At 59.6% G+C, this 26,032-nt stretch carries 26 protein-coding genes and 4 pseudogenes; 14 read left to right on the top strand and 16 right to left on the bottom strand.

Going from position 1 to position 26,032, the window contains the following annotated elements; genetic code table 11:
- Positions 1-24: 24 nt before the first annotated feature.
- From hisC to JN403_RS09380, 10 genes are all read right to left on the bottom strand, one after another.
- Complete coding sequence (gene hisC / locus JN403_RS09425; RefSeq protein ID WP_205486811.1) at positions 25-1,083, bottom strand: histidinol-phosphate transaminase; 1,059 nt, start codon at positions 1,081-1,083, stop codon at positions 25-27.
- Positions 1,084-1,085: 2 nt separating this feature from the next.
- The gene (gene hisD / locus JN403_RS09420) at positions 1,086-2,414 is read right to left on the bottom strand and encodes a histidinol dehydrogenase (RefSeq protein ID WP_205486810.1); all 1,329 of its coding nucleotides are present in this window, start codon (positions 2,412-2,414) and stop codon (positions 1,086-1,088) included.
- Between the two features lie 156 nt (positions 2,415-2,570).
- Entirely contained in the window at positions 2,571-3,206 is a 636-nt protein-coding gene (gene hisG / locus JN403_RS09415; protein ID WP_065992096.1) for an ATP phosphoribosyltransferase, read from the bottom strand.
- Positions 3,207-3,369: 163 nt separating this feature from the next.
- Complete coding sequence (murA, locus tag JN403_RS09410) at positions 3,370-4,635, bottom strand: UDP-N-acetylglucosamine 1-carboxyvinyltransferase (protein ID WP_122536135.1); 1,266 nt, start codon at positions 4,633-4,635, stop codon at positions 3,370-3,372.
- A 23-nt stretch (positions 4,636-4,658) separates the two neighbouring features.
- Complete coding sequence (locus JN403_RS09405) at positions 4,659-4,898, bottom strand: BolA family protein (RefSeq protein ID WP_065992095.1); 240 nt, start codon at positions 4,896-4,898, stop codon at positions 4,659-4,661.
- A gap of 114 nt (positions 4,899-5,012) precedes the next feature.
- A complete protein-coding gene (locus tag JN403_RS09400; protein ID WP_172609597.1) occupies positions 5,013-5,318 on the bottom strand; it encodes an STAS domain-containing protein in 306 nt (101 codons plus the stop codon).
- On the bottom strand, positions 5,315-5,968 hold the full coding sequence (locus JN403_RS09395) for an ABC transporter substrate-binding protein (protein WP_037014772.1): 654 nt from the start codon (positions 5,966-5,968) through the stop codon (positions 5,315-5,317). The genes JN403_RS09400 and JN403_RS09395 overlap by 4 nt, the downstream gene beginning before the upstream one ends.
- 11 nt (positions 5,969-5,979) lie before the next feature.
- Positions 5,980-6,447, bottom strand: coding sequence for an outer membrane lipid asymmetry maintenance protein MlaD (mlaD, locus tag JN403_RS09390; protein ID WP_122535909.1), 468 nt, complete (start codon positions 6,445-6,447; stop codon positions 5,980-5,982).
- Positions 6,447-7,244 carry a lipid asymmetry maintenance ABC transporter permease subunit MlaE gene (mlaE, locus tag JN403_RS09385; protein WP_122535908.1) on the bottom strand — a complete coding sequence of 266 codons (798 nt, stop codon included), beginning with the start codon at positions 7,242-7,244 and terminating at the stop codon, positions 6,447-6,449. Before mlaE ends, mlaD begins: the two co-directional genes overlap by 1 nt.
- Positions 7,244-8,053, bottom strand: a complete 810-nt coding sequence (locus tag JN403_RS09380) for an ATP-binding cassette domain-containing protein (RefSeq protein WP_122535907.1) — start codon at positions 8,051-8,053, stop codon at positions 7,244-7,246. Before JN403_RS09380 ends, mlaE begins: the two co-directional genes overlap by 1 nt.
- Positions 8,054-8,361: 308 nt before the next feature.
- Here JN403_RS09380 and JN403_RS09375 point away from each other — a divergent pair, with 308 nt between their 5' ends.
- The 11 genes and pseudogenes from JN403_RS09375 (at position 8,362) to JN403_RS09325 (ending at position 16,974) form a co-directional block, all read left to right on the top strand.
- Positions 8,362-9,336 carry a KpsF/GutQ family sugar-phosphate isomerase gene (locus JN403_RS09375; RefSeq protein ID WP_122535906.1) on the top strand — a complete coding sequence of 325 codons (975 nt, stop codon included), beginning with the start codon at positions 8,362-8,364 and terminating at the stop codon, positions 9,334-9,336.
- The gene (locus tag JN403_RS09370) at positions 9,337-9,870 is read left to right on the top strand and encodes an HAD family hydrolase (RefSeq protein ID WP_074884370.1); all 534 of its coding nucleotides are present in this window, start codon (positions 9,337-9,339) and stop codon (positions 9,868-9,870) included.
- A 10-nt stretch (positions 9,871-9,880) separates the two neighbouring features.
- Positions 9,881-10,453, top strand: coding sequence for an LPS export ABC transporter periplasmic protein LptC (gene lptC, locus JN403_RS09365; protein WP_037014789.1), 573 nt, complete (start codon positions 9,881-9,883; stop codon positions 10,451-10,453).
- Positions 10,440-10,981 (top strand): annotated as a pseudogene (gene lptA / locus JN403_RS09360) (lipopolysaccharide transport periplasmic protein LptA). The gene lptC and the pseudogene lptA overlap by 14 nt, the downstream one beginning before the upstream one ends.
- A complete protein-coding gene (lptB, locus tag JN403_RS09355; RefSeq protein ID WP_074884367.1) occupies positions 10,981-11,706 on the top strand; it encodes an LPS export ABC transporter ATP-binding protein in 726 nt (241 codons plus the stop codon). The pseudogene lptA and the gene lptB overlap by 1 nt, the downstream one beginning before the upstream one ends.
- Positions 11,707-11,895: 189 nt before the next feature.
- Positions 11,896-13,389, top strand: a complete 1,494-nt coding sequence (locus JN403_RS09350) for an RNA polymerase factor sigma-54 (protein WP_122622499.1) — start codon at positions 11,896-11,898, stop codon at positions 13,387-13,389.
- Positions 13,390-13,465: 76 nt separating this feature from the next.
- Positions 13,466-13,774 carry a ribosome-associated translation inhibitor RaiA gene (gene raiA, locus JN403_RS09345; protein WP_037014798.1) on the top strand — a complete coding sequence of 103 codons (309 nt, stop codon included), beginning with the start codon at positions 13,466-13,468 and terminating at the stop codon, positions 13,772-13,774.
- 12 nt (positions 13,775-13,786) lie between these two features.
- Positions 13,787-14,250 (top strand): annotated as a pseudogene (ptsN, locus tag JN403_RS09340) (PTS IIA-like nitrogen regulatory protein PtsN).
- A gap of 2 nt (positions 14,251-14,252) precedes the next feature.
- Positions 14,253-15,110, top strand: a complete 858-nt coding sequence (rapZ, locus tag JN403_RS09335) for an RNase adapter RapZ (protein WP_205486809.1) — start codon at positions 14,253-14,255, stop codon at positions 15,108-15,110.
- Positions 15,111-15,126: 16 nt separating this feature from the next.
- Positions 15,127-15,399: an HPr family phosphocarrier protein gene (locus JN403_RS09330; protein ID WP_122535902.1), complete on the top strand. Its 273-nt coding sequence runs from the start codon at positions 15,127-15,129 to the stop codon at positions 15,397-15,399.
- Positions 15,400-15,501: 102 nt separating this feature from the next.
- Entirely contained in the window at positions 15,502-16,974 is a 1,473-nt protein-coding gene (locus JN403_RS09325; RefSeq protein WP_205486808.1) for a sensor domain-containing diguanylate cyclase, read from the top strand.
- A 43-nt stretch (positions 16,975-17,017) separates the two neighbouring features.
- Here JN403_RS09325 and JN403_RS09320 read toward each other — a convergent pair.
- A pseudogene (locus JN403_RS09320) lies at positions 17,018-17,492 on the bottom strand (PA2169 family four-helix-bundle protein).
- A gap of 232 nt (positions 17,493-17,724) precedes the next feature.
- On the opposite strand from JN403_RS09320, the gene JN403_RS09315 reads away from it, so the two are divergent.
- Positions 17,725-17,988, top strand: a complete 264-nt coding sequence (locus tag JN403_RS09315; protein ID WP_122535899.1) for a DUF3820 family protein — start codon at positions 17,725-17,727, stop codon at positions 17,986-17,988.
- Positions 17,989-18,016: 28 nt separating this feature from the next.
- Positions 18,017-19,222, top strand: a complete 1,206-nt coding sequence (locus tag JN403_RS09310; RefSeq protein WP_205486807.1) for an aminotransferase class V-fold PLP-dependent enzyme — start codon at positions 18,017-18,019, stop codon at positions 19,220-19,222.
- 344 nt (positions 19,223-19,566) lie between these two features.
- Here the strand turns inward: JN403_RS09310 and JN403_RS09305 are convergent, their stop codons facing one another.
- From JN403_RS09305 to zwf, 3 genes are read right to left on the bottom strand one after another with little or no spacing between them, the layout of a single operon-like run.
- A complete protein-coding gene (locus tag JN403_RS09305; protein WP_122535897.1) occupies positions 19,567-20,241 on the bottom strand; it encodes a bifunctional 4-hydroxy-2-oxoglutarate aldolase/2-dehydro-3-deoxy-phosphogluconate aldolase in 675 nt (224 codons plus the stop codon).
- A 17-nt stretch (positions 20,242-20,258) separates the two neighbouring features.
- The gene (gene pgl, locus JN403_RS09300; protein WP_205486806.1) at positions 20,259-20,978 is read right to left on the bottom strand and encodes a 6-phosphogluconolactonase; all 720 of its coding nucleotides are present in this window, start codon (positions 20,976-20,978) and stop codon (positions 20,259-20,261) included.
- The gene (gene zwf, locus JN403_RS09295) at positions 20,965-22,434 is read right to left on the bottom strand and encodes a glucose-6-phosphate dehydrogenase (protein ID WP_122535895.1); all 1,470 of its coding nucleotides are present in this window, start codon (positions 22,432-22,434) and stop codon (positions 20,965-20,967) included. The genes pgl and zwf overlap by 14 nt, the downstream gene beginning before the upstream one ends.
- 230 nt (positions 22,435-22,664) lie before the next feature.
- On the opposite strand from zwf, the gene JN403_RS09290 reads away from it, so the two are divergent.
- Positions 22,665-23,534, top strand: coding sequence for a MurR/RpiR family transcriptional regulator (locus JN403_RS09290; protein WP_065992054.1), 870 nt, complete (start codon positions 22,665-22,667; stop codon positions 23,532-23,534).
- Between the two features lie 38 nt (positions 23,535-23,572).
- On the opposite strand, the pseudogene JN403_RS09285 reads toward JN403_RS09290, so the two are convergent.
- Together JN403_RS09285 and JN403_RS09280 are read right to left on the bottom strand one after the other, a co-directional pair.
- Positions 23,573-24,447 (bottom strand): annotated as a pseudogene (locus JN403_RS09285) (D-hexose-6-phosphate mutarotase).
- A gap of 166 nt (positions 24,448-24,613) precedes the next feature.
- Positions 24,614-25,969 carry a carbohydrate porin gene (locus JN403_RS09280; RefSeq protein ID WP_122535893.1) on the bottom strand — a complete coding sequence of 452 codons (1,356 nt, stop codon included), beginning with the start codon at positions 25,967-25,969 and terminating at the stop codon, positions 24,614-24,616.
- Positions 25,970-26,032 lie beyond the last annotated feature (63 nt).

The following is a 26,032-nucleotide window of genomic DNA, read 5'->3' as shown; positions in this document are numbered from 1 at the left end:
GGTTGCCGTTAGGCAACCGTCAACTCAGTTCGACAAATCCCCCAACGCATCCACCAGCGCCTGGTTCTGTTCAGGCGTGCCGATGGTGATGCGCAGGAACTGCGCAATGCGCGCCTGCTTGAAGTGGCGCACGATCACGCCCTGCTCCCGCACCTTCGCTGCCAGACCGGCAGCGTCATGCTGAGGGTGGCGGGCGAAAATGAAGTTCGCCGCCGAGGGCAGCACCTCAAAGCCCTTGCCCTCCAACTGCTCGACCAGCGCTTCACGGCTGGCAATGACGCGCTGGCAGGTGTGCTCGAAATACTCACGGTCATCGAATGCCGCTGCTGCGCCGACAATGGCCATGCGGTCCAGGGGATACGAGTTAAAGCTGTTCTTGACCCGCTCCAGCGCTTCAATCAGGTCCGGATGCCCCACCGCGAGGCCCACTCGCAACCCGGCGAGGGAGCGCGATTTGGACAGCGTTTGAGTGACCAGCAGGTTCGGATAGCGGTCCACCAGACTGATCGCGGTTTCGCCACCGAAGTCGATATACGCCTCGTCGACGATCACCACTGAATCCGGGCTGTTCTTGAGGATCTGCTCGACGGCATCAAGGGGCAGCAGACAGCCCGTGGGTGCATTCGGGTTCGGGAAAATGATGCCGCCATTGGGACGCGCGTAATCTTCGACGCGAATCTGAAACTGCTCGTCCAGCGGCACGGCTTCGTAATCGACGCCATACAGGCCGCAGTACACCGGATAGAAGCTGTAGCTGATGTCCGGAAACAGCAGCGGCTTATCCTGCCGGAAAAACGCGTTATAGGCGTGGGCCAGTACTTCGTCCGAACCGTTGCCGAGGAACACGCGACTGGCGTCGACGCCGTAATAACGCGCCACCGCCTGCTTCAGCAGATCGCTGTTGGGGTCGGGGTATAGACGCAGTTCGTCACTGATTGCAGCACGCATGGCATCGATCGCCTTGGGCGACGGGCCATAGGGGTTTTCATTGGTGTTGAGCTTCACCAGCTTGGTCAGCTTGGGCTGCTCGCCCGGCACATACGGCACCAGGTCGTTGACGAAGGGACTCCAGAATTTGCTCATGTTCAGTTGCCCTCTTGTTCGGTGTCGACGATGCGGTATTCGGCGCTGCGGGCGTGGGCGGTCAATGACTCGCCGCGTGCCAGCACCGAGGCCGTTTTGCCCAGCTCGGACGCGCCCTGCTCCGAGCAGAAAATGATCGATGAGCGCTTCTGGAAATCGTACACGCCCAAGGGCGAGGAGAACCGTGCGGTGCCCGACGTTGGCAACACGTGGTTGGGACCGGCGCAGTAGTCGCCCAGCGCTTCGGAGGTGTGACGGCCCATGAAGATCGCGCCGGCGTGGCGAATCTGCGGCAGCCAGGCCTCAGGATCTGCCACCGACAACTCCAGGTGCTCCGGCGCAATCCGGTTGGCGACTTCAATGGCCTGAGTCATGTCGGCGACTTTGATCAAGGCGCCGCGGCCATTGATCGAGGTCTGAATGATTTCCGCGCGCTCCATCGTCGGCATCAATTTGGCGATGCTGGCCGCGACGCGGTCGAGGAAGTCGGCGTCGGGGCTAACCAGAATCGCTTGGGCGTCTTCATCGTGCTCGGCCTGGGAGAACAGGTCCATGGCGATCCAGTCCGGATCGGTCTGGCCGTCGCATACCACCAGAATCTCCGACGGGCCGGCGATCATGTCGATGCCCACCTGACCAAAGACGTGACGCTTGGCAGTGGCCACATAGATGTTGCCCGGCCCCACAACCTTGTCCACTTTCGGGACGCTTTCAGTGCCATACGCCAGCGCCGCAACTGCCTGCGCGCCGCCGATGGTGAACACGCGATCGACGCCGGCGATGCAGGCCGCCGCCAGTACCAGCTCGTTGAGCTCACCGCGCGGGGTTGGTACGACCATGACCACCTCGCCCACGCCGGCGACTTTGGCCGGAATGGCGTTCATCAACACCGAAGACGGGTAAGACGCTTTACCGCCCGGGACGTAAAGCCCGGCGCGATCCAGCGGAGTGACCTTCTGGCCGAGCACGGTGCCGTCAGCTTCGGTGTAGCTCCAGGAATCCTGCTTCTGCCGCTCGTGGTAACTGCGCACACGGTCAGCTGCTTTCTCGAGGGCCTGGCGCTGGGCGGGCGTGATGCGGGTCAGTGCCAGCTCCAGACGCTTGCGCGGCAGGATCAGGTCCGCCATCGACGCCACGTCCAGGCCGTCGAAACGGCGGGTGTACTCCACCAGCGCCGCATCGCCGCGCTCGCGCACGTTCTTGATGATGTCCAGCACACGCTCATTGACCGAGTCGTCAGACACACTTTCCCAGCTCAGTAGATGATCCAGATGACGGGCAAAGTCCGGATCGGCAGCGTTGAGTCGGCGAATAGCGTTGGGAGTGGTCATAGCGTGGGCCTCAATGATGGCGATTTCTCAGGTGGCGATTTCAGTTGCAAGGATAGGCAGATGCCTAAGCTAGCAAGCCATCCGCGCGGGCACCTGAGAAATTTGGCTATGACACGGATAGCTGGGCGTGATCCCGTTGAGGGTCACGCGAAACAGTCAACCGCGGTGTCGCGACTCCACGGCAGTGCGCAGGGTGTCGATCAGCGACTGAATGCGGGCGTGCTGCATTTTCATGGATGCCTTATTCACTACCAGACGCGAACTGATGTGGGCAATCATGTCCTGGGGTTCGAGGCCGTTGGCACGCAGTGTGTTACCGGTGTCGACGACGTCGATGATCTTGTCGGCCAGACCCACCAACGGCGCGAGCTCCATGGAGCCGTACAGCTTGATGATGTCGACCTGACGGCCCTGTTCGGCGTAGTAGCGCTTGGCAACATTGACGAACTTGGTTGCAACGCGCAGCCGGCCCTTGGGTTCGACGGCGCCAACTGCGCCTGCAGTCATCAGCTTGCACTGGGCGATTTGCAGGTCAAGCGGCTCATACAGCCCCTGACCGCCGTACTCCATCAGCACGTCCTTGCCTGCGACGCCGAGATCCGCAGCGCCATGCTCGACATAGGTCGGCACGTCGGTAGCCCGCACAATCAGCAAGCGCACGTCGGCCTGGGTCGTGGGGATGATCAGCTTGCGGCTCTTGTCCGGATTCTCGGTTGGCACGATGCCCGCAGCAGCGAGCAGCGGCAAAGTGTCGTCGAGGATACGGCCCTTGGACAGTGCGATGGTCAACATGGGAAACGTCAGTCCTTATCAGCAGCGCGTGCCGGGTCGCGACTGGCGCCCGGCAACCCCGGCTCAAGAAGCCGGAGTGAAACGAATCAGAAAGTCTTGGCGCGATGGCCAGACACGTCGCCCGCGTCGATGACATTGACCCGGGCGAACGCGCAGCAGCTGACTAGCCCGGAACGCGACGGATCTTCGCGCCCAGCATCTGCAGTTTTTCTTCGATGCACTCGTAACCACGGTCGATGTGATAGATGCGGTCGATCAGCGTATCGCCTTCGGCAACCAACGCCGAAATGACCAGGCTTGCCGAAGCACGCAGGTCGGTCGCCATGACTGGCGCGCCCTTGAGCTTGGTGCAGCCGGTGACGATTGCGGTGTTGCCTTCGACCTGAATCTGCGCGCCCATGCGGTGCATTTCATACACGTGCATGAAGCGGTTTTCGAAGATGGTCTCGATGACCGCACCGGTGCCTTCGGCGATGGCGTTCAGCGAGATGAACTGCGCCTGCATGTCAGTCGGGAAAGCCGGGTACGGCGCAGTGCGCACATTGACCGCTTTCGGACGTTTGCCGTGCATGTTCAGCTCGATCCAGTCCTTGCCGGTGGTGATCTCGGCGCCGGATTCACGAAGCTTCTCGAGTACGGCTTCGAGAATCGTCGGGTCGGTGTCCTTGAGTTTAACACGGCCGCCGGTTGCCGCCGCCGCCACCAGATAGGTGCCGGTTTCGATACGGTCGGGCATGACGCGATAGGTCGCCGAACCCAAGCGTTTGACGCCATCAATGGTGATGGTGTCGGTGCCGGCGCCAGAGACTTTACCGCCCATGGCGTTGATGAAGTTCGCCAGGTCGACGACTTCAGGCTCACGGGCGGCGTTTTGCAGGACGCTGCGGCCGTTGGCCAGTGCAGCGGCCATCATGATGTTCTCGGTACCGGTCACGCTGACGGTGTCGAAGAAGAAGTTCGCGCCACGCAGGCCGCCTTCCGGCGCCTTGGCCTTGATATAGCCGCCTTCGACGTCGATGACCGCACCCATGGCTTCAAGACCACGGATGTGCAGATCGACCGGACGTGAACCAATGGCGCAACCGCCAGGCAGCGCCACTTCGGCTTCACCGAAACGGGCAACCATCGGGCCCAGCACGAGGATCGACGCACGCATGGTCTTCACCAGCTCGTACGGAGCGACCAGGGTCTTGATGGTGCGCGGGTCGATTTCGACGCTGAGCTTCTCGTCGATGATCGGCTCGATGCCCATGCGACCGAACAGCTCGATCATGGTGGTGATGTCGTGCAGGTGCGGCAGGTTGGCGACGGTCACAGGGCCATCAGCCAGCAGCGTGGCTGCGAGAATCGGCAGGGCAGAGTTTTTCGCCCCGGAGATGCGGATTTCGCCGTCAAGACGAATGCCGCCAGTAATAATCAGTTTATCCATTGGAATCTCGACGCCGTGTTGGCTCAGGTGCGCTCGGCCCATGCAGCGCGGCTGAAAAATTTCATGGTGACCGCGTGGATGCTGCCATCGGCGATCCATGGGTTCAAATGCGTGTAGATCTGCTGCTGGCGCTTGACCGGGCTCAGTGCGGCCAGTTCATCGCTGATTACGTTCAGCTGGAAATTGCAGCCTTCGCCCTCAACTTCGACCTGGATATCTGGCAACTTAGCTTCCAGGAAGCTTTTAACTTCTACGGCCTGCATGCTTAACCTCTATCGGCGCCCTACGCGCGCGGGTCGGCCATCATACAAAAAAGCCCTCTCGTTGCGAACCCTACTTTGCAGGGGCCGGACGAGGGGCTTGATCGATGAAAGCAATTAATGATGCTGCAACAGCTCAGTCAGCTCAGAGACCTTGGCGATTTCCTGCATGTCTTCAGGCAACGCCCGGACGGTGACTGACTTGCCAGCGGCCTGCGCATCACGCATGAACGCAAGAAGCAAAGCCAGGCCGACACTGCTGGACTTTTCGACGCCGGAGCAATCCAGTGTCAGGGTCGCTGCGGTATTTGACTTGATCAGCGCGGCACCCTGCTCACGCAAGGCCGGACCGGTCCGGTAGTCGATCACGCCGGAGAGCATCAGCTCTCCGGCGCCAGCGGCAGTGACGGACGCTTGACTCATTTGACGACCTTGTCGCTGGAGGCTTCGGAGGTCTCCTTGGCCTTGGCGACTTCGCCAGCCCAACCGTCAATGGTTTTGTCCAGGTTGTTACCGTTGCGCTGCATGGCGTCAGCGAACTGATCGCGGAACAGCTTGCCGATGTTGATGCCGTTGATGATCACGTTCCGGACTTTCCATTCACCGCCGATTTTCACGAGGGTGTAGGAAACAGGGTAGACCGCTCCGTTGTTGCCCTTGACGGACATGTCAACGGACGTGCGATCAGCCGCTTCCTGCTTGGCCGGAGAAACCGTGATGCCCTGGTTGTTGTACTCGAGCAGCGCGTTGCCATAGAACTGGATCAGGCTACGCTTGAAGTTTTCCTGGAAGCGTTGCATCTGCGCCGGGGTGGCGTTGCGCGAATACTTCACGGTCATGATGCTTTTGGAGATGCCGTCAGCGTCGATGACAGGGCCAACGATGCCGTTAAGTGCGTCGTAAAAGGCTTGGGGATTGGACTTGTAGGTTTCCTTGTTGGCGGACAGATCGGCCAACAATTGTTTGGTGGTGCGATCAACCAGATCGTGAGCGGAATCGGACGCTGCTGCGTTGGCGAACAAAGGCAGGGCGGCCAGTAGCACCAGAAGGCCACGGCGCAGAATCGAGATCATGAAAAAACTCCTCATTTGGCGTCTTTGCCCACTGAATTGAGCAGGAATTTACCGATCAGGTCTTCGAGTACCAACGAGGACTGGGTGTCATGGATGACGCCGCCGTCTTTCAACAGCTGGTCATCGCCACCGACACTGATGCCGACGTATTTTTCACCCAGCAGGCCTGCGGTCAGGATGGAAGCGGTGGAATCCGAAGGCAGGTTGTTGACCCGCTTGTCCACTTCCATCGTCACACGACCGGTGAAGGTATCGTGATCCAGATCGATTGCAGTGACCTTGCCGATGGTCACACCGGCCATGGTCACTTTCGCTCTGACAGTCAAACCGGCGATATTGTCGAAATTTGCATAAAGTTTATAACTGTCGTTGGTGGCGCTGGCGCTCAGACCGCTGACGCGCAGGGCGAGCAGGAGCAAAGCCAGGATCCCGGCCAGCAGAAACAGGCCTACACCGGTTTCGAGGGTGCGGTTTTGCATCAGAAGTCTCCAAACATCAAGGCGGTCATAATAAAGTCCAGGCCCAGTACGGCCAACGAGGCGTAGACCACGGTCTTGGTCGTGGCGCGACTGATCCCTTCGGACGTGGGCTCGCAGTCGTAGCCCTGGAACACGGCAATCCAGGTGACGACAAAAGCGAACACGACGCTCTTGATGACACCGTTGAGTACATCATCGGAAAACGAAACGCTGTTCTGCATGTTGGCCCAGAAGGAGCCTTCGTAGACGCCCAGCCAGTCGACCGCCACCCACGAACCACCCCAAATACCCACCACACTGAAAATCAGTGCCAGTACCGGCAGCGAGATGAAGCCGGCCCACAGACGCGGCGCAACGATGTATTTGAGCGGGTCAACGCCGATCATCTCGAGGCTGGACAGCTGCTCGGTGGATTTCATGTTGCCGATTTCAGCGGTCAGAGCAGAGCCTGCACGACCGGCGAACAATAGAGCAGTAACGACCGGCCCGAGTTCACGCAGCAGCGTCAGAGCAACCATCTGCCCCACAGCCTGTTCAGAGCCATACTTGGCAAGAATGCTGAAGCCTTGCAACGCCAGCACCATGCCGATGAACACGCCGGACACGACAATAATGGCCAGGGACATGACGCCCACAGAGTGCAGCTGACGAACCAGCAGCTGAAAACCGCCGCCAATTCCGCCGCGCCCAAGCAACGCATGAACCAGAAAAATCCCTGAACGACCCAGCACTGCAACTATATCGATCGCCGAACGCCCCATCAGGCGTACGCGATCCATTAAAGACTTTCTGCGCATCAGCGCTTCCCCAAAAGATCGTCGCGATAATCCGGCGCCGGATAATGGAAAGGCACCGGCCCGTCGGGATCACCCGTCATGAACTGACGTATACGAGGGTTATCCGACTCCATCAGTTCCTGCGGCGTGCCCTGCCCCAGCACCTGACCGTCACCCACGACATAGAGGTAGTCGGCGATGCTGGCGGTCTCGGCGAGGTCGTGGGACACCACGATACTGGTGATGCCGAGCGCATCGTTCAGCAGCCGGATCAGACGAACCAGCACGCCCATGGCGATCGGGTCCTGGCCGACGAAGGGTTCGTCATACATGAGGATCTGGGGGTCCAGCGCGATGGCACGCGCCAGCGCAACACGGCGCTTCATGCCACCCGACAATTCGTCGGGCATCAGATCGACTGCGCCACGAAGTCCGACCGCCTGCAGTTTCAGCAGGACGATGTCGCGGATCATGTCTTCAGGCAGCTTGGTGTGAACCCGCAGCGGGAACGCCACGTTTTCGAAAACGTCGAGATCGGTGAACAGCGCGCCGCTCTGAAAGAGCACGCCCATCTGCTTGCGCGCATCGAAAAGATCGCTGCGCGAGAGTTTCGGCAAATTCTGGCCATTGACCCAGACTTCACCTGCGCTCGGACGCAGTTGTGCTCCCATCAATCGCAGCAGAGTGGTCTTGCCACTGCCCGACGGCCCCATGATGCCGGTGACTTTGCCCCGGGGGATGCGGATGTCCACATTATTGAAGATGCTGCGCGCACCGCGCTTGAAGGAAACGCCCTTCAGCTCGACCGCGTAGGCGTTATCGGCACTCATCTAAACTCCTTGCGATGCAACCTGTCTCTCAGATGCCGCGTTCTTGACGAACGACACACTTTTGGAGGGGCCGAACAAGCGGCGGACTATACCACCGCTGTCGCACGCCGCCCAAGCTCCAACGTGTCAAGTCGCAAACAAAGAAGAGTATTAAGGACGGTGTGGAATTTTCTTATCCTTCGCCAGCCTTTATCACGCAGTTGCTGAAGGACGTGTCCCTTCATTAAACAAACAGCACCGATGAAGCGTGAGGCTTTTGAACATTGCCGCTATAATCCCCGGCTTTTCACCAAGCGACCCCTTCCGATATGTCCACTGCGCGCAATCTGATTGAATCGGCACAGAGCACCATCCGCCTTGAAATAGAAGCAGTGGAAGGTTTGCTTGCGCACATCAATGCCGATTTCGTCAGCGCGTGCGACATGATCCTGGGCAGCCAGGGCCGCGTAGTCGTGGTCGGCATGGGCAAGTCCGGGCATATCGGCAAGAAGATCGCCGCCACCCTTGCCAGCACCGGCACCCCTTCGTTTTTCGTGCACCCGGCCGAAGCCAGCCACGGCGACATGGGCATGATCACCAGCGCCGACATCATTCTGGCCCTGTCCAATTCGGGCACGACGGCTGAAATCGTCACGCTGCTTCCGCTGATCAAGCGCCTGGGCATCAAGATGATCAGCCTGACCGGCAACCCGGAGTCAACGCTGGCCAGGGCCGCAGACGTCAACCTCAATGCGCGGGTCGAAAAAGAAGCCTGCCCGCTGAATCTGGCGCCCACCTCCTCCACCACGGCGGCGCTGGTCATGGGCGACGCCTTGGCCGTGGCGCTGCTGGACGCCAGAGGCTTCACCGCCGAAGACTTCGCCTTTTCCCACCCGGGCGGTGCGCTGGGTCGTCGGCTGCTGTTGAAGGTCGAGCATGTCATGCACACTGGCGTCGACCTCCCGCAGGTTGCGCGGGGCACGCCGCTTCGCGATTCGCTGATGGAAATGACCCGCAAGGGGCTGGGCATGACCGCCATCATCGAGAGCGATGGCCGCCTTGCCGGTATCTTCACGGACGGTGATTTGCGTCGCACCCTGGATCGCCCGATCGACATCCGCCAGGCCAGTATCGATGAAGTGATGACCGTCCATGGCAAGACCGTGCGCCCGGAGATGCTCGCGGCCGAAGCCCTGAAAATCATGGAAGACAACAAGATCGGCGCACTCATCGTGGTCGACGAGAACGATCGCCCTGTTGGCGCGTTCAACCTTCAAGACCTGCTCCGCGCAGGAGTCATGTAAATGAGCGCCGATATGAATGACCTGATGCAACGCGGCAAGAACATCAAACTGGCGATCTTCGATGTCGATGGCGTGCTCACCGACGGGCGCCTGTACTTCCTCGAAGACGGTAGCGAATTCAAGACGTTCAACACGCTCGATGGCCAGGGCATCAAGATGCTCATCAACTCGGGCGTTACCACCGCCATCATCAGCGGACGCAAGACCCCCGTGGTTGAGCGGCGGGCGAAGAACCTCGGCATCGCACATCTTTATCAGGGCCGCGAAGACAAACTCGTGGTCCTCGACGAGCTTTTGCAGCAACTGAATCTAAGCTACGAGCACGTCGCGTATCTGGGTGATGACTTGCCTGATCTGCCGGTCATTCGCCGGGTCGGTCTGGGCATGGCCGTTGCCAACGCTGCCGGCTTCGTCCGCGAGCATGCCCACGGCACCACCCAGGCACGTGGCGGCGAAGGCGCTGCCCGCGAATTCTGCGAGTTGATCCTGAAAGCTCAGGGCAACCTCGAAGCGGCTCACGCCGCCTACCTATAGAAGTGCATTTATGCTGAGCAAAAAGTTTCGAACATTTCTGCTGTTCGGCGTGCTGGCACTGCTGCTGGCAGCGGTCGGCTACTGGAACATCAGTCCGGAGAGCTTCCTCGATCAACCCAAGGCTGCCGTGGATGAAAGCGCTGTCGATTACTATGCGACCAACGCCCACAGCATTCAGTACCTGCCCGACGGGACCATGCAGTACGACATGACCGCCGACAAGGTCGAGCACCTCAAAGCCACCGACGTCACCCTGATGACCACGCCGGTGCTGCAGATGTATCGAGGTTCGACCTTCCCGTGGCACGTACAGAGCGTTCGCGCCGAAGTGTCGCCGGGCGGTGATCACGTCGAGCTGATCGACTCGGTGCGCATCAACCGCACCGACGAAAAGAACCGCACCACTATCATCACAAGCAGCCGCATGACTGTATTCCCGCAGAAGCAATATGCGGAGACTGCCCAACCCGTTAGAATCGACGGCCTTGGCGGTGTAACGACCGGCACGGGTATGAAAGCGTATCTGAAAGAAAGCAGGATGAACCTGCTATCCAACGTAAGAGGACAGTATGAGGCTCGTTAAAACCCTTCCTTTTTGCTCGGCCTGGGCGCAGCACTGGGAAGCGCGAGCGCCTGGTCTCTGCCGACGGATCGCGATCAACCCATCCACATCCAGTCGGATGACGCGCAGCTGGACGACAAGCAAGGCATCGCCACGTACAAAGGCAATGTCATCATCACCCAGGGCACGATGAAGATCACCGGCAACACTGTGACCATCACCCGCACGCCGCAAGGCGACGTGGACGTGTTCACGTCCGTGGGCAACCTGGCCTACTACGAGCAGAAGCCATCGGTGGACAAGCCGATCGTTCAGGCCTGGGGTGTCACTATTCAATACTTCGCGGCGCAGAACCGCATCGTGCTGATCGACAAAGCCAAAGTGGTCAACGACGGCAACACGTCCGAAGGCGAGAAAATTGTCTATGACACCGTCAAGCAGGTCGTGAACGCCGGCCGCGCCAACGGCACCAAGGTCACCGCACCACGCCCTCGCATTGACATGGTCATCCAGCCGAAAAAGAAAACCGACCAGCAGAAGGCCCAGTAATGGCAACGCTGAAAGCCCAACACCTGGCCAAGGCCTATAAAAGCCGCCAGGTCGTACGTGACGTCAGCCTGTCCATCGAGAGCGGCCAGATCGTTGGCCTGCTCGGCCCCAACGGCGCTGGCAAGACCACCTGCTTCTACATGATCGTCGGCCTGGTTCAGGCGGATCAGGGGCGCGTGCTGATCGACGACCAGGATGTCAGCCACCAGCCGATGCACGGCCGCGCCCGTGCCGGTATTGGCTACCTGCCACAGGAAGCGTCGATCTTTCGCAAGCTCTCCGTCTCGGACAACATCATGGCGATCCTTGAGACTCGCAAGGAGCTTGATCGCGCGGCCCGCCGCAAAGAGCTGGAAAGCCTGCTGCAGGAATTTCACATCACCCACATCCGCGACAACCTGGGCATGAGCCTGTCGGGCGGGGAACGTCGCCGTGTGGAAATTGCACGCGCCCTCGCCACTTCGCCGAAATTCATTCTGCTCGACGAACCGTTTGCCGGTGTTGACCCTATTTCCGTAGGCGACATCAAGCAGATCATTCACCACCTCAAGGCCAAAGGGATCGGCGTGCTGATCACTGACCACAACGTGCGTGAAACGCTGGATATCTGCGAAACCGCCTACATCGTCAACGATGGCCAGCTGATTGCCGAAGGCGACGCCGAGTCCATCCTGGCCAACCAGTTGGTCAAGGAAGTGTATCTGGGTCACGAGTTCCGCCTGTAACCGCAGTGATGACATGAGGTCGTGCGCCCTCCCGTAACGGATGCCATCGCCGACCTCGTTTTTTAATTGTCATCACACTCTAGGCAAACCCTCCAGCTTCAGGCATATAATTTGCTTAAGTTGGCGCCATCGGCGCCCTGGTAGTAAATGGCGCGCAGTGCGCCGGCGAATAAGGTGTTAAGCCCTGCCATGAAACCTTCGCTAGTCTTGAGAATGGGCCAGCAGCTGACGATGACACCTCAGCTGCAACAGGCAATCCGCTTGCTTCAGTTGTCGACGCTGGATCTCCAACAGGAAATTCAGGAGGCGCTGGAGTCGAACCCGATGCTGGAACGGCAGGAGGAAGGCGACGATTTCGACAACGCCGACCCCTTGGCCGATAACGTAGAGCAAAAGCCCAACGCTGACGTTCAGGAACCCACTTATCAGGAGTCGGCGCCTACCGTCGACAATCTGGATGAGGGTGACTGGAACGAGCGCATCCCCAACGAACTGCCGGTCGACACGGCGTGGGAAGACGTCTATCAGACCAGCGCCAGCAGCCTGCCCAGCAATGATGATGACGAGTGGGATTTCACCACCCGCACCTCCGTTGGCGAGAGCCTGCAAAGCCACCTGCTCTGGCAGCTCAATCTGGCGCCGATGTCGGACACCGATCGCCTGATCGCCGTGACCCTGATCGATTGCATCAACAACCAGGGCTACCTCGACGAAACACTCGACGAATTGCTCGACGCGTTCGATCCCGAGCTCGATATCGAGCTGGACGAAATCGAAGCCGTTCTGCACCGCATCCAGCAGTTCGAGCCTGCGGGCATCGGCGCTCGCAACCTGAGCGAATGCCTGCTGCTGCAACTTCGCCAGTTGCCGGCCAAAACCAAGTGGCTGGCAGAAGCGCAGAAGCTGGTCAGCGAGTACATCGATCTGTTGGGCAGCCGCGACTACGCGCAACTGATGCGCCGCATGAAGCTCAAGGAAGACGACCTGCGCCAGGTCATCGAGCTGGTCCAGAGTCTCAACCCGCGCCCCGGCTCGCAGATCGAATCCAGCGAACCCGAATACGTCGTACCTGACGTCATCGTGCGCAAGGACAACGAGCGCTGGTTGGTGGAGCTGAACCAGGAATCCGTGCCGCGCCTGCGGGTCAATCCGCAATATGCAGGCTTTGTGCGTCGCGCCGATACCAGTGCCGACAACACGTTCATGCGCAATCAGCTGCAAGAGGCGCGCTGGTTCATCAAGAGCCTGCAGAGCCGCAACGAGACGCTGATGAAGGTGGCCACGCAGATCGTCGAACATCAGCGCGGCTTTCTGGAGTACGGGGACGAGGCCATGAAGCCGCTGGTTCTGCATGACATTGCTGAAGCGGTTGGCATGCACGAATCGACGATTTCCCGGGTGACCACGCAGAAGTTCATGCACACGCCGCGCGGGATTTACGAACTCAAATATTTCTTTTCCAGCCACGTCAGCACCTCCGAAGGCGGCGAATGCTCGTCCACGGCGATTCGCGCGATCATCAAAAAACTGGTCGCCGCGGAAAATCAGAAAAAGCCGTTGAGTGACAGCAAGATCGCTGGTTTACTGGAAGCACAAGGCATTCAAGTGGCCCGTCGCACAGTCGCCAAGTACCGCGAATCCCTCGGGATCTCGCCGTCCAGCGAGCGCAAGCGACTGATGTAAAGGTCACACGTCAAAGCGTTCCAGTGGCAGGCATTACGCCTGCCTCTTAATGCACTGGCAACGAAGGAGAAGCTGTATGCAAGTCAACATCAGTGGACACCAGCTGGAAGTGACTGAACCTCTGCGTACCTACATCGGCGAGAAACTCGCCCGATTGGAACGCCACTTTGACAAGATCACGAATGTGCAGGTCACCATGGAGGTCGAGAAGCTCAAGCAGAAAATCGAAGCCACCCTGCACGTTCCTGGCGCTGAAGTGGTTGCCAACGCCGAACACGACGACATGTATGCAGCCATTGACCTGCTTGCCGACAAGCTTGACCGCCAACTCAAAAAACATAAGGAAAAACAGCAAAGTCTGCTGCAAGGCGCGACTGCTCGCTGACACTCCCCACTCATGATCCGACTTGAAAATATCCTGACCCCTGGCCGTTCACTTGTGAACGTGCCAGGCGGCAGCAAAAAGCCGTACTCCAAAACATCGCCAACGTGATCAGCAAGCAAGTGCCTGATCTTGATGAGCAGGTGGTGTTTGAAAGTCTTATTGCCCGTGAAAAGCTCGGCTCTACCGGATTCGGTAACGGCATCGCCATTCCCCACTGTCGGCTGAAGGGCTGCTCAACGCCTGTCAGCGCCGTACTGCATCTGGAAAAACCTATCGATTTCGACGCCATCGACGGCGCTCCGGTTGACCTGCTGTTTGTGTTGCTGGTCCCGGAAGCGGCCACCGATGCCCACCTCGAACTGCTGCGCCAGATCGCCAGCATGCTTGATCAGGCCGAGGTGCGTAAGCGGCTGCGCGGTGCCAAAACCGCTGAAGAGCTCTACAACGTCGTGCTCGACGTCCAGAACGGTCACTGATCATGCGCATGATCATCGTCAGTGGCCGCTCCGGCTCCGGCAAGAGCACGGCCCTCGATGTCCTTGAAGACAGCGGTTTCTACTGCGTCGACAACCTGCCTGCCGGCCTGCTACCGGAGCTAGCCGAACGCGCGCTGATCAACACCGAACTGGCTGAGCCCCTGCTGGCGGTCTCGATCGATGCACGCAACCTGCCCAGTCACCTGACGCGATTCCCGCGCATGCTCGCCGAGGTTCGCGCGCGGCACATCCAGTGCGACGTGCTGTTCCTCGATGCAGATGAACCTACCCTGCTCAAGCGTTTTTCCGAGACCCGTCGCCGTCATCCGCTGAGCACGGCGACGCGCTCGCTGGCCGAAGCGATCCGTGACGAGAAAACCCTGCTGGGTCCGATCATCGATCTGGCTGATCTGACGGTCGACACCACGCACCTGAATCTCTATCAGTTGCGCGACATCCTCAAGTTGCGCCTGCTGAACAAACCCGAGCCGGGCACTGCCTTCCTCATCGAATCCTTTGGCTTCAAGCGTGGCATGCCCGTGGACGCCGATCTGGTGTTCGACGTGCGCTGCCTGCCGAACCCGTATTGGAAGCCCGAACTGCGTGAGCAGTCGGGCCTCGACAAGCCGGTGGCCGATTACCTGGCCGCTCAACCGGACGTCGAGGAAATGTTCCAGGACATCTTTTCGTACCTCAATAAGTGGTTGCCGCGCTTCGCCGCCAGCAACCGCGCCTACGTCACTATTGCCATTGGCTGCACCGGCGGACACCACCGCTCTGTCTACCTGACTGAACGTCTGGGTCAGGTGCTGCAGCAATCGCTCAAGAATGTTCAGGTCCGCCACCGCGACCTAAGCTGAAAGGACCTCCCTCGCGATGCCCGCTCTAGAAATCACCATCATCAACAAGCTCGGTCTGCATGCCCGGGCCGCCGCCAAATTCGTGGGTGTCGCCGGCAAGTACCCGTGTCAGATCAGGGTCGGTCGCACGCCGGAAACCATGGTCGATGGTAAAAGCATCATGGCCGTCATGATGCTCGCCGCCGGCAAGGGCACCCTGATCCATCTGGCCACCGAAGGTGACGAAGCCGATGCCGCGCTGGCGGGACTGGTAGAACTGATCAACAACAAGTTCGACGAAGGCGAATAAGCCTTACCGCTGCACGACGCTTTCCTTCCCCGTCAGAGATGATCGATGCCACTGACAGCCATGCCTCCATTAGCGCGAGGGATCAGATCAGGGTCCGAGAAGATGCTGATGCTGGGCAGCGCCCTGGCGGTGGGAGCCATCCTGGCCATCGTCACCTGGTTGTTGTTTCGGGAGCTGGGCACCGCCAACGAAGCCGCCGTGCGCTCGGCGAACAACGTGGTGCAGTTGATCGATGCGGATGTGCAGCGTAACGCCGAGCTGTACGACACCTCTCTTCAGGGCCTGATCGCTGCATGGCGACGACCCGATGTCATGACGATTTCGCCGGAGTTACGGCAGTTGGTGCTGTTCGACCGGGCTACGGCCGCGCCCTACAAGGGCGATCTGGTGCTGCTCGATGAAACCGGGCGCATCGTTGCCGATTCCACTTCTCTAACGCCTCGACTGGACAACTTTTCTGATCGGCCAGGCTTTCAAAAACACCGGGAGAGCAGTTCGCTGGCGCTGGTGGTAGACGGACCGTTCCTGTCGCGCTGGGGCTTCAGGGACTTGTGCATCAGTTTCAGTCGGCGTCTCCCCTCCGACACAGGCCAGTTCATCGGCATCGCCAGTGCATCAATGCGCCTGTCGTATTTCAACCAGCTGTTTCGCACGCTGGACATCGGCCCCACCAGCACCGTCAACTTGCTCAGCGCAGATGGCGTGCTGCTCGCCCGCCAACCCGATGAAAACAATCGCACCTTTGTCGGCCAGAACTTCAGTATGCGTCCCAATTTCAAACGCATCCTGGACGAGGTCAACGGCAGCTTTGCCGCCGTGTCCGAACTCGACGGCGCCAAGCGGCTGTACACGTTCTCAAGGGTCGGGGATTTGCCATTGATCGTCGTGGTCGCTCAATCGCAGGATGATGTCTACGCCGTGTGGAAGCGCAATGCCCTGCTGGTGGCGGGCGCCACCGGTCTGCTGTGTATCGGCATCCTTTCGCTGTCGTGGCTGTTGGGTCGCCAACTGCGGTTGCGCCAGAACGCCGAGCGCGAACTGGCTGGTCTGGCGTCCACGGATGGGCTGACGGGTTTGGCTAATCGCCGCAGGCTGGATCAGGCGCTCGCGCAGGAATGGGCGCGCGGGATACGTTCAGGGCGACCTTTGGCGCTCCTGATGATCGACGTAGACCACTTCAAGGCGTTCAATGACCGCCATGGGCATCATGGCGGCGACGTCGCCTTGCGCAGTGTTGCTCAGACACTGGCTGCCAGCATTCGCAGGCCGGGTGACCTGGCCGCGCGCTACGGCGGTGAGGAATTCATGGTAGTGCTACCGGAGACCGACAAGGCAGGTGCCTGCGTTATCGCAGAAAAGCTGCGTCTGGCAATCGAAGCGCTGCCGCCGTTCGCCAATGACACAGCGCCCATCACCGTGAGCATCGGCGTCGCCACGCATCTGCCGGTGACCCACGACTTGCCCGGGGCTTTGTTTCAAGCCGCTGACCGGGCTCTGTATCGCGCCAAAAGAAATGGCAGAAATCGGGTAGAAGTCGGAGCGTACGACCCGCCTTCCGCCGAACTGCAGACATAAAGAAACGCCAGACTGGCTGGCGTTTTTTCGAACCTGCTGCAAATTACTTGTTGGCAGCACGAACGGTGTCACGCAGGGCTTTGACCTTGTCGTGGTTCGCTTGCACGCCCTGCAGCTGACGCTGGATCAGGGTAGTCACGTTGACTGGCAAGTTTTTCTCGGTAGCTTCCTGGGCAGCCTTTTTGTAAGCCTTCAGGGCGTGGTCTTCGCCGCTTTCGACTTCGTTCAGGACCGCTTCGTCGTTCTTGCCGCTCAAAGCGCTTTTCAGGTTGACCCACAGACGGTGTGCGCCGCCGGCGATGCTGGAGGAGTCTTCTGGATCGCCGCCCAATGCGCGAACCTCAGCTTGCAATTCGGCAACCGAAGTCTTGCAGCCGGAAGAGCGCGAAAGCAGGTAAGCGCTTGATTTCCGGGTTCTTGGCATCTTCAGCGGCAGTGTGAAAACCTTTCTCACCGTCAATGCTGGTCTCGATCAAGTCATTCAGAACAGAGATGGCTTCTTTGTTGATATCCGACATTTTGCGGTTCCTTTCTGGCAGGTTTATCAAAGGTTTAGTTAATGAAACACTCGATAGAGGGAATATTGCATTGTGCATGCCAGCTTTCCGCGGCATTAAATACCTATATTTTTCAATCAGTTAACAATATCAAGCGACAGTAGCGCCGCGCTTTATGCATGATCTGTGTGTTTGAGCAATTGCAGAATGCACGTATCTTTCAGGTTCACTCGAACGGATAAGCGGTTTTTGAATGAATCCAGAGAAACTCAAGCTGTTGGTCACGCGCGACATGCCGTTCGGCAAGTATCAGGGTCGGTTGCTGGCAGATTTGCCTGGGGACTACCTGAACTGGTTCGCCCGCCAGGGGTTTCCCGCCGGGGAACTGGGCAGCCTGCTGGCGCTCATGCACGAGATTGATCACAACGGTCTCTCGGCACTGCTGGACCCCTTGCGCACCCGACCTCGCGAGCCTTTGCGTCCAGGTCCCTCAAAAGCCCCAATACGCTTCAACTAAACGTCCATTGATAAAAGCGAGCCGCGTGATGAACAGCACTGCATACGCAATAACGGATTTGGCGGATGAACAGGCTCGGGACGAAGGGTTCTGGCAGCAGGTCGCGGCGCAGTACGACGTGGAGCCTGGGCCGGTCAATTTCGAATACGGCTATTTTGGCCGCATGACCCGCGCTGCACTCAAGGATTACGAGCAGAACCTCGATTACGTCAATCGCAGCAACTCGGTCTACGTGCGGCAGAAGTTCGATACCGACGACAGCGAGATCATTCGCGCCGACCTTGCCGATCTGCTGAACGTACCCGTCCGCGAAGTCGCCCTCACCCGCTCCGCCTCGGAGTCGGTGCAAGCGCTGATTCGCAACTACAACGGGCTCGTGGCAGGCGACCAGGTGCTGGTCAGCGACCTGGATTACAACAGCGTACAGACCGGCATGCGCTGGCTGGCGAAAAACCGTGGCGTGGAAGTGATTGAGGTCACTCATCAGCACCCTGCGAGCCATGATGCGCTGCTGCAAACTTACCGCGACGCCTTTGCCGCACATCCACGGCTCAAGCTGGTGGCGCTGACTTACGTCACCCACCGGACCGGGCTGGTAATGCCGGTGAAGGCCATCGCCGAGCTCGCCAAAGCCCACGGCATCGAAGTCATTCTGGATGGCGCCCATGCCTTGGGCCTGCTGGATTTCGAACTGGCTGACCTTGGCGTGTCGTTCGCCGGCTTCAACCTGCAGAAATGGATTGGCGCGCCGCTGAGCCTGGGCTTCATTTATGTGAAGCAGGACCGCCTGAGCGCCATCGATCCCGACATGGCAGACGAGCGCTATGGTGCGGACGACATCCTTGGGCGCGTGCCTTACGGGACGCCGAATATTCCGGCATTGATGACCCTGCCCAAAGTCTTCGCCGAGCATCGCGCCATGGGCGGCGCACCGGCCAAAGGCGCACGTTTGGCCTACCTGCGAGATCTGTGGGTGACTCAAGCGCGCAGCATCGATGGCATCGACGTGTTAACCCCGGACGACCCTCGGCTCTATTGCGGCATCACGTCTTTCCGGTTCAGCCGTCACGCGGATCAGGAACTCATGGTCAAGCGACTGCTCGATGAGCACGGCATTTTTGCAGTGACGCGGGAAGGCTCGGCCTGTGGGACGTGCATCCGCATCACGCCGGGATTCACCACGTCGGCAAAAGACGTTGAACAGCTGGTAGCAGCACTCCGCGCGCTGGCTTGAGGTCTGCCTCGATAGGCGGCACCGGGATCAGCGCCTTCGATAAGCCCGTAGAAAAAGACGGCGCCTCCATGACGGAGGCGCCGTAAATCCATCGAGAAACGAACTACAAAGGAGCGGCAAAGATAAGCGCTCCTGCCACCGCCTGTGCGGTACATATGTATTGCGTATAAAAAGCGCAAAAAAAACGGCGTTCCCGACCAAGGAACACCGTAAAAAAGCCATGCAACAACGACTTCTGCAGCAACGCCCCGACAGGGCGCCATAAACGGATCATGCTCAGCAGTTAAACAGCCTCCACTTGAACGAAAGCTGTCGAAGCCTGCGCCTGACCGGCAAATCCTGACTCAGTCGAACAACGCGATGGCTTCGGCAGTGGCGTCGGTAATCCGCTGCCAGTCGCCGTTCTTCACCCACGCGTTATCGATCATCCAGGTGCCGCCAACGCACATCACGTTGGGCAGCGCCATATAGCTTTTCAAGTTGGCCGCACTGACGCCGCCGGTTGGGCAAAAGCGCACTTCCGGGAAGGGACCGCCAAGCGCCTTGATGGCACCCACACCGCCACTGATTTCCGCCGGAAACAGCTTGAAGCGGCGATAACCCAGCGCGTAACCGATCATGATTTCCGAAGCGCTACTGATGCCTGGCAGCAGCGGCAATTCGCTCAGCGCGGCGGCTTCCAGCAGATCCTGGGTGCTGCCGGGGGTGACGATGAACTGTGAACCCGCTTCCTCGGCCGCTTTGAGCATATGGCGGTCAAGGATGGTGCCGGCGCCAACGCTCAGCTCAGGGCGCGCGTCACGCAGCATGCGAATGGCTTTGAGGCCGAACTCCGAACGCAGGGTGATTTCCAGCGCATTCAGACCGCCAGCGGCCAGGGCATCGGCCAGCGGCAGAACATCCTGTTCACGGGCAATGGTAATGACCGGCAGAATCTTCGCTTTTGCGCAGAGTGCGTCGATCTGGGCAATCTTGCTCGCCATGCTATTCAACGGCTGTTTCACTTGGGTATTTTCCATGGCGGCTGATCCTTTGCTTATGGGCACCAGTAGATCTCTAGAGACGGGTTGAGGAACGCGCGCACCGGCATTTCGGCAAGGTCATCGCCTGCCAGTGCAGCGCGCAATGTGTCGAGTTTGGCCTGGCCGGAAACGGACAGAATGGTGGTCGCTGCCGATGCCAGGACCGGACGTGTCAGGGTCAAGCGCTGATGCGGGACGGTCGGCGCGAGCATGGGCAGGCAACGACGCTCGCTGTTGAGGTCCAGCGCTTCCTTCAGATGCGGACTGTCGGGGAACAGCGACGCGGTGTGGCCGTCGTCCCCCATCCCCAGAATGAGCACGTCGATGTTCGGCAGCGCCTTGAGCGCTTCGTCCGTTGCAGCCGCGGCTTCATCCACTGTCGTTGTCGCACGGTACAGGCTAAAGAACCCCGCCTCGGCCGCCGGGCCCTGAAGCAGGAAACGCTTGAGCAGGCCTTCGTTGCTGTCGGCGTGCTCGGTCGGTACCCAACGCTCGTCGGCCAGGCTCACGCAGACTTTCGACCACTCGAGCGGCTTCTGCGCCAGCGCCTTGAAAAACGCCACCGGACTTTTGCCGCCCGACACCACCAACGTGGCCGTGCCGTGGGGGTTGCTGGAAATCGCAGCCGTCAGTCGCTCGGCCACCTGATCAGCCAGCGCGTTCGCCAACACTTCGGGGCTATCGAATTCGTGGGCCTTCAGGCCCGCCGGAAACTCAAGTTCACATATCGCCATACCAGGACCTCCCGTCACGCGTAATAAGAGCAATGGAGCTCATCGGCCCCCAGGAACCGGCCGGGTAAGGCTTGGGCGCATCGCCCGCCTTTTTCCAGCCAGCGATCAACTGGTCACACCATTGCCAGGCGTATTCAATTTCGTCTTTGCGGACAAACAGGTTCTGATTGCCACGCATGACCTCCAGCAACAACCGCTCGTAGGCGTCCGGCACGCGGGCGCTGCGGTAGGCGTCGGAGAAGCTCAGTTGCAAAGGGTTGCTGCGCAGCTGCATGCCCTTGTCCAGGCCCTGATCCTTGGTCATCACTTGCAGCGAGATGCCTTCATCGGGCTGCAGGCGGATAATCAGTCGGTTGCTGATCTGCAAGCGCTGCTCTGGGGCGAAGATGTAATGCGGCGGCTCTTTGAAGTGGATCACGATCTGCGAGAGCTTTTGCGGCATGCGCTTGCCGGTACGCAGGTAGAACGGCACGCCTGACCAGCGCCAGTTACGGATGTCGGCACGAATGGCGACGAAGGTTTCCGTGTCGCTCTGGGTATTGGAGTTTTCTTCCTCCAGATAGCCCGGCACCGGCTTGCCCTCGCTGTAGCCGGCGATGTACTGACCACGCACCACCTGTGTGGCGAGACGCTCCGGGGTGAACGGCGCCAGTGCCTTGAGTACTTTCACCTTCTCGTCACGGATGCTGTCGGCGGACAGGTCGCTGGGCGGGTCCATCGCGATCAGGCACAGCAGCTGCAACAGGTGGTTCTGGATCATGTCGCGCAGCTGACCGGCCTGGTCGAAATAGCCCCAACGCCCTTCGATGCCGACCTTTTCCGCCACGGTGATTTCCACGTGGGAAATGTGGTTCTGGTTCCACTGCGTCTCAAACAAGCTGTTGGCAAACCGCAGGGCAATGAGGTTCTGCACCGTGTCCTTGCCCAGGTAGTGGTCAATCCGGTAGATACGGGTTTCAGGCAGGAACTTGGCAACGGCATCGTTCACCCGGCGCGACGACGCGAGGTCGTGGCCAATGGGTTTTTCCAGCACGGCGCGGGTGCGATCGGTCAGGCCAACCAGCGCGAGGTTTTCGCAGATGGCGCCATAGACCGACGCCGGGGTCGCGAAGTAGGCAATCATGGTCGGCGCGTCGCCCACGGCTTCGGCGAGCGCGACGTAATCCTCGCCCTTGAGAAAGTCGACGTGCAGGTAACTCAGGCGGGCCTGAAAACGCTCCACGTGTTCGGTCTCAAGCTGCGCCTCGGGAACAAAGCGACGCAGGCTTTTATCGATGTAGGCCAAGTGCTCCTCAGGAGTGCCGGGCTCACGGGCCAACGCAATAATTCGGGTCTCGGCATGCAGCAGTCCAGCTCGGTCAAGCTGGTACAACGCAGGAAACAGTTTGCGTACCGCCAGGTCACCCAAGGCGCCAAACAACGCAAAAGTGCACGGTTCAACCGTAATCGAGAGCATAATGTTGGTTCTTTTATCAAGTTAAGCTACAAATACCTTTTTTAAAGGCGTTACTCAAGGCCGAATGTAGTAATAACCACAACATTCCCACCAGAACCACATTAGAGTGGTGATCACCACAGGCCCTCAGTACGATAGGCCACCTTTGCGACAGGCTAAAGGCCAAATTCCCACTCTTCAAATAAAGGCCTGTCCACCGGCCTGTCGCCGTTTCATCAGAAGGACAAACAATGGACCGCGTACGCAATCTTCTGGAGCAGATCCAGAGTCGTCTGGAAGAGCTGAACAAGGCCGAGCGCAAGGTCGCCGAGGCGATTCTGAGCAATCCGCAGCAGGCTACCCGGTTCAGCATCGCTGCGCTGGCACAGGCCGCGAAAGTCAGTGAACCGACGGTCAACCGCTTCTGCCGCTCATTCGATGTCAGCGGTTATCCAGAGCTGAAACTTCAGCTGGCCCAGAGCCTGGCCAGCGGCGCCGCCTACGTCAGCCGCGCGGTGGAAGCCGATGACAACCCGGAAGCCTACACCCGCAAGATTTTCGGCAGTGCCATCGCGTCCCTCGACAGCGTGTGCCAGGTGCTTGATCCCAACCTGATCAGCAAAGCGGTCGACTTGTTGATTCAGGCGCGGCAGATCCACTTCTTCGGCCTCGGGGCTTCGGCGCCTGTGGCATTGGACGCGCAGCACAAATTCTTCCGCTTCAATCTCGCGGTCACGGCCCATGCCGACGTGCTGGTGCAGCGCATGCTGGCCTCGGTGGCGCACACCGGCGAGCTGTTTGTGATCATTTCCTACACCGGACGCACCCGCGAGCTGGTGGAAGTGGCGCGGATCGCCCGGGAGAACGGCGCGTCAGTGCTGGGCCTCACCGCCGCCGACTCGCCGCTGGCAAAGGCCAGCACGCTGAGCCTGAACATCCCGCTGCCCGAAGACACCGACATCTATATGCCCATGACGTCGAGGATCGTCCAGCTGACGGTGCTGGATGTGCTGGCAACGGGCATGACCCTGCGTCGGGGCGTCGACTTCCAGCCACACCTGCGCAAGATCAAGGAAAGCCTGAACGCGAGCCGGTATCCCGCGGACGATGAGTTGAATTGAGGGAACGCCTCATTGGCAGGCGATCCCCGCCTCCACACTCAGTGAACCAGAGTGGCCTGCAGGCTCAGACTGGCGTGCTGCCCGGGCGCCAGGCTGAGGCAATCATCAACACCTGACGCCGCCTCGACACGCAAGAAGCCCATGGCTTCATCGCCACCCACACCGAGCAAGGGTCGGCTGCCGGGATGCCAGACCACCGTGCTGTCGCTGTCTCCGGTGTCGATGCACAGACGCCGCTGCCAAGTGTCATCCTGTAGCTCAAGCCGTCCGGCATGCTCGAATACCCGCTGACAACTGCCCTGGACCCGTAGCTCGCCCCGCTGCTCGCAGGCGCTGCGACTGAGTTCATCGTAGCCGTGGGCACCGTCGAGCCCTTGGAGCGCAACATCTGCCACGTCGCTGATGCGCCAATAGGCGTGCAAGCCATGGCCGAAGTGGCAAGGCTCGCTGTCGTCGTGACGCGTTTCAAGGCGCAGGTCCATCGCCTGCCCCAGCTCAGCGAAGAGATCGGCCTGCCAGTCCCACAATCTGAGCTGCCAGCGCAAGGTCACTCCCAGCGCGTGCTCATGGCTTTCAACCAGTTTCCAGTCGAGCAGCCGGCCCCAGCCATTCGCCGGCCAGCCACTCTCCCCGGATGACGCCCGACCCAGGGCCAACTGACCGGCACGCCGCCGCGGATCGCACCGACCAGAGGCCAATGGGCAGCACACCACAACCACGGCTTCTGCCCGGCAGGTTCGAAATGCAGGAGTTGAGCGCCCTGCCGACTGAACACGGCCTGGCACTGGGCATGGTTGATCACCAGCACATCGCGCTGTTGGTAGCGTTCCCACTGAAAAGTCGGTTGCGGTCGCACCGAAGTGAAAAAACGCTGAAGAGGATGCTCGGTTGAGCCGGAATCCCTGAAGGGCATCGTTGTAGCACTCCAGATTGCGGTCACTCGTCACGCGAGAAAAAATGCTCCGAATACGAAGCCATTGCTGCGGAATAAATAGCGGAAAAAACGGGCAGCCAGGCTGCCCGTAAAGCACACACGACCCTTGATCGTTTGTGGAGCGCGGAGGAGCGTCCGCTTTAGCTTAGAACTTCGACTGAATCTTGATACCGGCAACCAGTGCGTTCTGAACGTCGTCCACACCGCCCGGGCTCTTCACGTACTGCAGGTTGGGACGCACGGTCAGCCAGTCGGTTACGTGCACGCCGTAGTAGATTTCCGAGTTGTATTCGGTCTTCTGGATCGGCAGGTAGCCTGGGTTGTCGTAGTCTTCGATACCGTTGACGGCGTTCACCAGACGACGGTTGTCCTGGGCATCATCGTTCACGTGGATACGTGCGACGCCGATACCGATGTCATCCTTCGGACGTGCATCGAACGGGCCTTTGTAGACGAAGCCGACCTGCTGGTAGTTGTCGACGAAGTTGGTGGCTTTGTCATGCACCGTCGCGTTGGCGAAAATGCTCAGACCACGGGATGCGTCGCCGTTGTGCGCGGTCAGCTGTTGCTGAGCCACGACCCACCAGCCGTGCTTGTCTTTGTGAGACTTGAAGTCACCGCCGGCAGTCGCCTGAGGCTGGCCGTTTTCGTTCTCGTAGAGATCGTCGGCGCTCGGATTGCTCACGTAGTAGCCCAGACGGTATTCGCCTGGCAGCGAGTTGACGCTTGGCGACCACACTACTTCAACCGGTACGACGGTGCCTTTCGAGCCGCTGCCGCTGAGCTTGAAGCTGTTGCCGGTTTCGAGGTACGAAGGGTTCTGCTCGTAGACACCGATCTGGGCGAACAACTCAGGCGTGATGTTGTACTTCACGCGTGCAGCCCATTGGCTGACAGGCCAGTTGTACCAGGTGTTTACGTAGTTACCGACTTGCGAGCCGCAGAACGACAGGTTCTGGAAGTCGCAAGGGAAGCTGTTGAAGTCTTCGCCTTCACCGAAACGGCCGACCTTGATGTCGAGCTTGCCGTCGAAGTACTTCTGCTTGACCCACATCTGGGTCAGACGCCAGGTCTGGCCACGACCCCAGACTTCCTGGGAGGAGCTGAGCGTGCCGGCACGCGGATCGCCGATACGATCGTTGGAGATGTTGTTGCCGCTACGCTCGGTGATCGCAAGCTTGAACTCTGCGTCGTGCCAGCCGAGGATTTTTTGCAGGTCCATCTGTACGCCAAACGCAAACTGGTCGCTGTAGCGGCCGGTTCTGTCGTCGTTGTAACCACCGTTGAGGTTGGAGGCGGCTTCGCCTACATACTCGATCGGGAAGTCGTAACCCTTGTCATACAGCTCTTGACGCAGACCACCCCAGTCACCGGTCATGTGCTCGCTGGCTTTGAAAGGCTCCATTGCAGACGCCGTTCCGGAAATCGTCAACGCGCTCAGGACAGACAACCCACCGATCAGCTGAAACTGGTTAAGCGACTTGTTACGTACCTTTTTCATCCCTTGGATCCTCGTTTTATTGTTATTAGCTTTTGAACAGCGTTGTAACCACGTACATCGTGT

The organism is Pseudomonas sp. 15A4 (assembly GCF_016925575.1).
GTDB lineage: Bacteria > Pseudomonadota > Gammaproteobacteria > Pseudomonadales > Pseudomonadaceae > Aquipseudomonas.
Note: the sequence above shows the minus strand (reverse complement) of the source record. Positions and strands in the feature narration are given on the sequence as shown.

Coding starts and splice junctions, on each gene's coding strand:
- hisC (WP_205486811.1), bottom strand. CDS start 1,083: ATGAGCAAATTCTGGAGTCCCTTCGTCAACGACCTGGTGCCGTATGTG.
- hisD (WP_205486810.1), bottom strand. CDS start 2,414: ATGACCACTCCCAACGCTATTCGCCGACTCAACGCTGCCGATCCGGAC.
- hisG (WP_065992096.1), bottom strand. CDS start 3,206: ATGTTGACCATCGCACTGTCCAAGGGCCGTATCCTCGACGACACTTTG.
- murA (WP_122536135.1), bottom strand. CDS start 4,635: ATGGATAAACTGATTATTACTGGCGGCATTCGTCTTGACGGCGAAATC.
- JN403_RS09405 (WP_065992095.1), bottom strand. CDS start 4,898: ATGCAGGCCGTAGAAGTTAAAAGCTTCCTGGAAGCTAAGTTGCCAGAT.
- JN403_RS09400 (WP_172609597.1), bottom strand. CDS start 5,318: ATGAGTCAAGCGTCCGTCACTGCCGCTGGCGCCGGAGAGCTGATGCTC.
- JN403_RS09395 (WP_037014772.1), bottom strand. CDS start 5,968: ATGATCTCGATTCTGCGCCGTGGCCTTCTGGTGCTACTGGCCGCCCTG.
- mlaD (WP_122535909.1), bottom strand. CDS start 6,447: ATGCAAAACCGCACCCTCGAAACCGGTGTAGGCCTGTTTCTGCTGGCC.
- mlaE (WP_122535908.1), bottom strand. CDS start 7,244: ATGCGCAGAAAGTCTTTAATGGATCGCGTACGCCTGATGGGGCGTTCG.
- JN403_RS09380 (WP_122535907.1), bottom strand. CDS start 8,053: ATGAGTGCCGATAACGCCTACGCGGTCGAGCTGAAGGGCGTTTCCTTC.
- JN403_RS09375 (WP_122535906.1), top strand. CDS start 8,362: ATGTCCACTGCGCGCAATCTGATTGAATCGGCACAGAGCACCATCCGC.
- JN403_RS09370 (WP_074884370.1), top strand. CDS start 9,337: ATGAGCGCCGATATGAATGACCTGATGCAACGCGGCAAGAACATCAAA.
- lptC (WP_037014789.1), top strand. CDS start 9,881: ATGCTGAGCAAAAAGTTTCGAACATTTCTGCTGTTCGGCGTGCTGGCA.
- lptB (WP_074884367.1), top strand. CDS start 10,981: ATGGCAACGCTGAAAGCCCAACACCTGGCCAAGGCCTATAAAAGCCGC.
- JN403_RS09350 (WP_122622499.1), top strand. CDS start 11,896: ATGAAACCTTCGCTAGTCTTGAGAATGGGCCAGCAGCTGACGATGACA.
- raiA (WP_037014798.1), top strand. CDS start 13,466: ATGCAAGTCAACATCAGTGGACACCAGCTGGAAGTGACTGAACCTCTG.
- rapZ (WP_205486809.1), top strand. CDS start 14,253: ATGCGCATGATCATCGTCAGTGGCCGCTCCGGCTCCGGCAAGAGCACG.
- JN403_RS09330 (WP_122535902.1), top strand. CDS start 15,127: ATGCCCGCTCTAGAAATCACCATCATCAACAAGCTCGGTCTGCATGCC.
- JN403_RS09325 (WP_205486808.1), top strand. CDS start 15,502: ATGCTGATGCTGGGCAGCGCCCTGGCGGTGGGAGCCATCCTGGCCATC.
- JN403_RS09315 (WP_122535899.1), top strand. CDS start 17,725: ATGAATCCAGAGAAACTCAAGCTGTTGGTCACGCGCGACATGCCGTTC.
- JN403_RS09310 (WP_205486807.1), top strand. CDS start 18,017: ATGAACAGCACTGCATACGCAATAACGGATTTGGCGGATGAACAGGCT.
- JN403_RS09305 (WP_122535897.1), bottom strand. CDS start 20,241: ATGGAAAATACCCAAGTGAAACAGCCGTTGAATAGCATGGCGAGCAAG.
- pgl (WP_205486806.1), bottom strand. CDS start 20,978: ATGGCGATATGTGAACTTGAGTTTCCGGCGGGCCTGAAGGCCCACGAA.
- zwf (WP_122535895.1), bottom strand. CDS start 22,434: ATGCTCTCGATTACGGTTGAACCGTGCACTTTTGCGTTGTTTGGCGCC.
- JN403_RS09290 (WP_065992054.1), top strand. CDS start 22,665: ATGGACCGCGTACGCAATCTTCTGGAGCAGATCCAGAGTCGTCTGGAA.
- JN403_RS09280 (WP_122535893.1), bottom strand. CDS start 25,969: ATGAAAAAGGTACGTAACAAGTCGCTTAACCAGTTTCAGCTGATCGGT.